Source organism: Snodgrassella alvi (assembly GCF_002777425.1).
Classification (GTDB): domain Bacteria; phylum Pseudomonadota; class Gammaproteobacteria; order Burkholderiales; family Neisseriaceae; genus Snodgrassella; species Snodgrassella alvi_B.
The window spans coordinates 1-4,886 of sequence record NZ_MDVC01000076.1 but is presented as its reverse complement, the minus strand read 5'-3'; the positions used below and the strand labels follow the sequence as shown (position 1 = coordinate 4,886).

The window sequence follows — 4,886 nt, the reverse complement described above, 5'->3', positions numbered from 1 at the left end:
TTTACCCAGCCAGACCCGATTGGTTTAGCTGGCGGATTGAATCTGTATCAGTATGCGCCTAATGGGTTGACTTGGGTCGATCCGTGGGGGTTAATGAAATGTGGCCTTACAGGGAAGGAAGTTGGCAATGCAACTAACTTACCTATCATTAAGCGTGGTAGCCCTGAATGGAAGAAAGCAACTGAAATAATTCAGAGAGGTGGTAAATCCAATTTTAGAGTGAAGGATAAAGCTACTGCTGAACAACTGTTAAAAGATGCTAGAGGAAAGATAGAGATTCAGCCTACTTACTCTGAAATTCCATACAAAAAAGGTTATGAACATCACCCTAATGAATCGCATACAATAAATGCACCAGAGAATAATATACCCCACATAAAATGGAAGGATTGGAGTTTGGGTAAAAAATCTGGTGGAGCTGGGCATATATTTTATGAATAAAAAATTATTAACCATTGATGAAAAAAAATATCCTATTGCATGGAGATTTAATTCTAAAGATTGCTTGCTATCTTTTGATGAAAAAAGACAGATTATTTTTCTTGATACGGAGGAATCTAGTAATTTTTGGGATGTGACATTCCCATTTAACCATTTAATGAAAATGCATTCGTCATTTTGTTCTGTTATAGAAAAAATTAATTTGGATTTTGATCATCCTAACGAATCTTCTTTATTTTTCAAGAATAAATTAACAGACATTTCATTTGCTTTTTTCTTTTGGGGGAAAAAAGCGAGTGCGATTGTACCAGTGGATATTTTTGTAAAATCATGGGATGATTTTTTTTACCCAAGTGATGAAACAAGTATTCTTTTAATTCCCAATGGAAATAAAATGATTTTCTCTTATGAAAAAACATTTTTTTACGCAAATATATCCTTTTGATAAAGATTCAGAAAATACCAGTTGCTGATGTTACCAACTTTATTTTAGCAGATTATAGTTAAGTAAAACTGCAACCTGAGTGTAATAATCAATCTACTTACGTCCACCATTATACCCACAAAAAATTAATTGTTTAGACCAGCGAACAGAATAAATGCCCGTAGCACGTCACCCAAATCAAACAAGCACAGCGTGACGGCAACACCGACCACACTGAACGCGACAACCTGTACCGCGAAGTATCACGTACTCAGGGACGCCTGAACACCCAGTTCAAATACGACCGTAACAGCCGTCTGCAACGCAAACAGAATCCCATCCTGCCTGATATCCTGCTCGAACGCAGCTACCAGTACGACAACCTTGACCGATTGGTAAGCAAAAAACACAGCAAACACGGGCAGACCGATTACCGCTATGATCACACCGGTAGAATCGAAGGCTGCCGTAATCAGAGATACTGGGAAACCCTGCAATATGATGCCGCCGCCAACCTGCTGGACAGCAAATACAGAGAAGACTACAGCAACCACAACCTGATTCGCTGTAACCAGCTCCTGCATTTCAGAGGGCACCACTACCGCTACGACGAGCACGGCAGAACCCAGACCAAACAGACCATCGGCGCAACCCAGCACTACCACTACGATGCTGAACACCGTCTGAGCGAAGTACGCATTGAACAATCAGGTCGCAGCCAGCGTTATGGCTACGTTTACGATGCCTTAGGCCGGCGTATTGAAAAGCATCAGATAGACCGCGAAGGCAAACCTTACAACCGTACCCGCTTTCTGTGGGACGGGTTAAGAATGATTCAGGAAACCGGCCCGAATCACCCCACCAGCCTGTATATCTACACAGACCAGAACAGCTACGAACCACTGGCACGTATAGACACAGACGGCAACCAAGAACAACATATCCGCTATTTCCACACCGACCTGAACGGCTGTCCGGAAGAGTTAACCGATGCAAACGGTAAGATACTGTGGGAATGCAGCTTTCAGCTGTGGGGGAAACGGATTCATGAAATTGAGCACGAATCAGTAGAGCAAAACCTCAGATATCAGGGACAATATTTAGACAGAGAAACCGGCTTACATTACAATACTTTCAGGTATTATGATCCGGATATAGGTAGATTTACTCAGCCTGATCCGATTGGGTTGCTGGGTGGATTTAATCTGTATCAGTATGCGCCTAATGGGTTGACTTGGATTGATCCGTTAGGATTAATGGATTGTGGCATTGCTGGTTCTGCTAAATGGAAAGGCTTTAATCCAAAGAAAAACTCATTAACAGGTAAAACTGGATTACAAGGACATTATGAAAAACATGGACATGAATTTGGCAATATTAATCAAAATCAATACCTAAAAAGAGCTAAAGAATTTGCTACCAAACCTTTAACATCATCAATGCAAGAGGCAAAGGTTGGAAATTTTGTAATTAGACATGATAAAAATACTGGTGAAATTTTTGTAGGTCATATGAGCAAAAGAGAAATCCGAACTTATTATAAGGACGATGGGAGAAGCAAAACTCCATTCCAAGATGCAATTGATTTAGCGCGAGAAAAATAATGTGTATAGAATTCCTTCATAGTGAAGTAGTTAATTTTTTAAATTACAACTCTTTATTTACTTTAAAATTAGATGATAGAATAAATTTTTTATATGAAAATGGAATAATTGATGAGCAATCTATGGCTCTATCTAAGAAACAGATTTACAATAATGATATTTTAGATAGTTATAAATTATCATCGTTAATTAGAAATAAATACTTAGAAAACAAAATAAAAGAAATTACCGGTAATGATATAAAAATAATTGATCATCCAGATAGTGAAATTACTGGTGTTGCTTGTATCTCATGTAGATACATTGTTTTCAAGAATTATGAAGATTCTATTTTTGAAATATGTCCTGTTTGTGATTGGCAAACAGATAAACTAAATGAGGATGGGTATAGTAAATTAAATCAAAGTTATTTAAACTCTTATATAAGCACTTCTTTATACAAAGAAAAAGTACTGCAATATAAGGATGTATATATAAGAAAATAACATAAATTCTAAAATAAATGCACCCGTCTGCACCACGAAGTATTACGCACCCAGGGACGTCTGAACACCCAGTTCAAATACGACCGCAACAGCCGGCTGCAACACAAACAGATACGGCGCAATCAGAATCCCACCCTGCCTGATATCCTGCTCGAACGCAGCTACCAGTACGACAACCTTGACCGACTGGTAAGCAAAAAGCACAGCAAACACGGCCAGACCGATTACCGCTATGATCACACCGGCAGAATCGAAGGCTGTCGCAATCAAAGATACTGGGAGACCCTGCAATATGATGCCGCTGCCAACCTGTTAGACCACAAACGGCCAATAGAATTAGACCCCAGCAATCAGAATGTCATCCGCTGTAACCAGCTCCTGCATTTCAGAGGGCACCACTACAGCTATGACGAGCACGGCAGAACTCAGACCAAACAGACCATCGGCGCAACCCAGCACTACCACTACGATGCCGAACACCGTCTGAGCGAAGTACGCATCGAACAACTCAACAAAACCGAACGATACCGCTACCTCTATGACGCCCTTGGCCGACGTATCGAAAAACAGAAGTTAGACCGCGAAGGCAAACCTTACAACCGTACCCGCTTCCTGTGGGACGGGTTAAGAATGATTCAGGAAACCGGCCCGAATCACCCTACCAGCCTGTATATCTATACAGACCAGAACAGCTACGAACCATTGGCGCGGATAGACACAGATGGCAACCAAGAACAACATATCCGTTATTTCCATACCGACCTGAATGGCTGTCCGGAAGAACTGACCGATGCAAACGGTGAAATACTGTGGGAATGCAGCTTTCAGCTATGGGGAAAACGGATTCATGAAATCGAACATGAATCCGTAGAACAAAACCTCAGATATCAGGGACAATATTTAGACAGAGAAACCGGTTTACATTACAATACTTTCAGGTACTATGATCCGGATATAGGACGCTTTACTCAGCCAGATCCGATTGGGTTGCTGGGTGGTTTTAATCTGTATCAGTATGCGCCTAATGGGTTGACTTGGATTGATCCGTGGGGGCTAAGCTGTGAACCTAAAACTAAGCCAAATTGGACAACGCATGACTATAAACATTTCCCTCCAAAGAATCAATCATGGAAAGATGTAATTAAATCAACTAAATCAGGGCCTGCAAAATATAAACCTGATGTTGATATTAAGACACTAGAGTTTGATGTATTCCATACTGGAATGCCTGTTACTAATGGGAAACAATGGAAAGTAAAAGATATGGGTACAGTTATTGGGGCAAGTGAAGGTAAACCATCACAATGGATTAGAGTTGAACTTAGTGCAAATACAATTCATGGCCATCCAATTTCTTTAAATGAATATATGAGGTTATTGAAATAATGAATATTGATTTATCTAACCCAAAAGGAAAAATTGTATTTAACGAATTTTCATTAAATAAAAATATTCCTCTTTCAATGCAATTAGATGCTTTAAAAGAAGATATGCTGCAAATTGAGTATCCTAATGGATATATTTTAGATATTGGGTGGCGTCCATCTTTCAATATAAATGGCTGCTTTTATATTTATTTAATAAAAGATTTTGATTGGGAAAAACCAATATATAGCAATTTTACTAATGATATAAGCAGCTTAGAATATCAAATTAATCAAGCGATTAGTAAAATCGGATAAGTTAATAGAAAAATTATTTTAAGATATAACTTAAAATACAGCTAAGACCAACATGGTTGTACCAAGACTAAACAAATCGTTAGCAGCCCCAAGCACTACCACTACGACGCTGCCCACCGCCTGCGCGAAGTACGCATCGAACAACTCAACAAAACCGAACGATACCGCTACCTCTATGACGCCCTTGGCCGACGTATCGAAAAACAGAAGTTAGACCGCGAAGGCAAACCTTACAACCGTACCCGCTTCC

The 4,886-nt window shown here is 39.7% G+C and carries 9 protein-coding genes; 6 read left to right on the top strand and 3 right to left on the bottom strand.

What is annotated here, in order from left to right:
* Together BGI33_RS07320 and BGI33_RS07315 are read left to right on the top strand one after the other, a co-directional pair.
* Positions 1–441 (top strand): RHS repeat-associated core domain-containing protein (locus BGI33_RS07320; RefSeq protein WP_100090589.1); only part of this gene is annotated, 441 nt, incomplete at its 5' end.
* On the top strand, positions 434–886 hold the full coding sequence (locus BGI33_RS07315; RefSeq protein WP_025329789.1) for a hypothetical protein: 453 nt from the start codon (positions 434–436) through the stop codon (positions 884–886). The genes BGI33_RS07320 and BGI33_RS07315, both read left to right, overlap by 8 nt.
* Before the next feature lie 242 nt (positions 887–1,128).
* Here BGI33_RS07315 and BGI33_RS13145 read toward each other — a convergent pair whose 3' ends face one another.
* On the bottom strand, positions 1,129–1,275 hold the full coding sequence (locus BGI33_RS13145) for a hypothetical protein (RefSeq protein WP_180297034.1): 147 nt from the start codon (positions 1,273–1,275) through the stop codon (positions 1,129–1,131).
* Between BGI33_RS13145 and BGI33_RS07310 the strand changes: the two genes are divergently transcribed.
* Positions 1,258–2,469: an RHS repeat domain-containing protein gene (locus BGI33_RS07310; protein ID WP_100090597.1), complete on the top strand. Its 1,212-nt coding sequence runs from the start codon at positions 1,258–1,260 to the stop codon at positions 2,467–2,469. The genes BGI33_RS13145 and BGI33_RS07310 overlap by 18 nt on opposite strands.
* Positions 2,469–2,954, top strand: a complete 486-nt coding sequence (locus tag BGI33_RS07305) for a CPCC family cysteine-rich protein (RefSeq protein WP_100090596.1) — start codon at positions 2,469–2,471, stop codon at positions 2,952–2,954. The genes BGI33_RS07310 and BGI33_RS07305 overlap by 1 nt, the downstream gene beginning before the upstream one ends.
* A 42-nt stretch (positions 2,955–2,996) precedes the next feature.
* Here BGI33_RS07305 and BGI33_RS07300 read toward each other — a convergent pair whose 3' ends face one another.
* Both BGI33_RS07300 and BGI33_RS13140 read right to left on the bottom strand, forming a co-directional pair.
* The gene (locus tag BGI33_RS07300; protein ID WP_100090595.1) at positions 2,997–3,245 is read right to left on the bottom strand and encodes a hypothetical protein; all 249 of its coding nucleotides are present in this window, start codon (positions 3,243–3,245) and stop codon (positions 2,997–2,999) included.
* Between the two features lie 45 nt (positions 3,246–3,290).
* On the bottom strand, positions 3,291–3,461 hold the full coding sequence (locus BGI33_RS13140) for a hypothetical protein (protein ID WP_180297033.1): 171 nt from the start codon (positions 3,459–3,461) through the stop codon (positions 3,291–3,293).
* A gap of 123 nt (positions 3,462–3,584) precedes the next feature.
* Here BGI33_RS13140 and BGI33_RS07295 point away from each other — a divergent pair, with 123 nt between their 5' ends.
* Together BGI33_RS07295 and BGI33_RS07290 are read left to right on the top strand one after the other, a co-directional pair.
* The gene (locus BGI33_RS07295) at positions 3,585–4,340 is read left to right on the top strand and encodes an RHS repeat domain-containing protein (protein ID WP_100089908.1); all 756 of its coding nucleotides are present in this window, start codon (positions 3,585–3,587) and stop codon (positions 4,338–4,340) included.
* On the top strand, positions 4,340–4,636 hold the full coding sequence (locus BGI33_RS07290) for a hypothetical protein (RefSeq protein WP_100089907.1): 297 nt from the start codon (positions 4,340–4,342) through the stop codon (positions 4,634–4,636). Before BGI33_RS07295 ends, BGI33_RS07290 begins: the two co-directional genes overlap by 1 nt.
* Positions 4,637–4,886: the final 250 nt, after the last annotated feature.

Excerpts from the sequence above, each read along its gene's own strand:
- BGI33_RS07315 (WP_025329789.1), top strand. The coding sequence starts at position 434 with ATGAATAAAAAATTATTAACCATTGATGAAAAAAAATATCCTATTGCA.
- BGI33_RS07305 (WP_100090596.1), top strand. The coding sequence starts at position 2,469 with ATGTGTATAGAATTCCTTCATAGTGAAGTAGTTAATTTTTTAAATTAC.
- BGI33_RS07295 (WP_100089908.1), top strand. The coding sequence starts at position 3,585 with ATGATTCAGGAAACCGGCCCGAATCACCCTACCAGCCTGTATATCTAT.
- BGI33_RS07290 (WP_100089907.1), top strand. The coding sequence starts at position 4,340 with ATGAATATTGATTTATCTAACCCAAAAGGAAAAATTGTATTTAACGAA.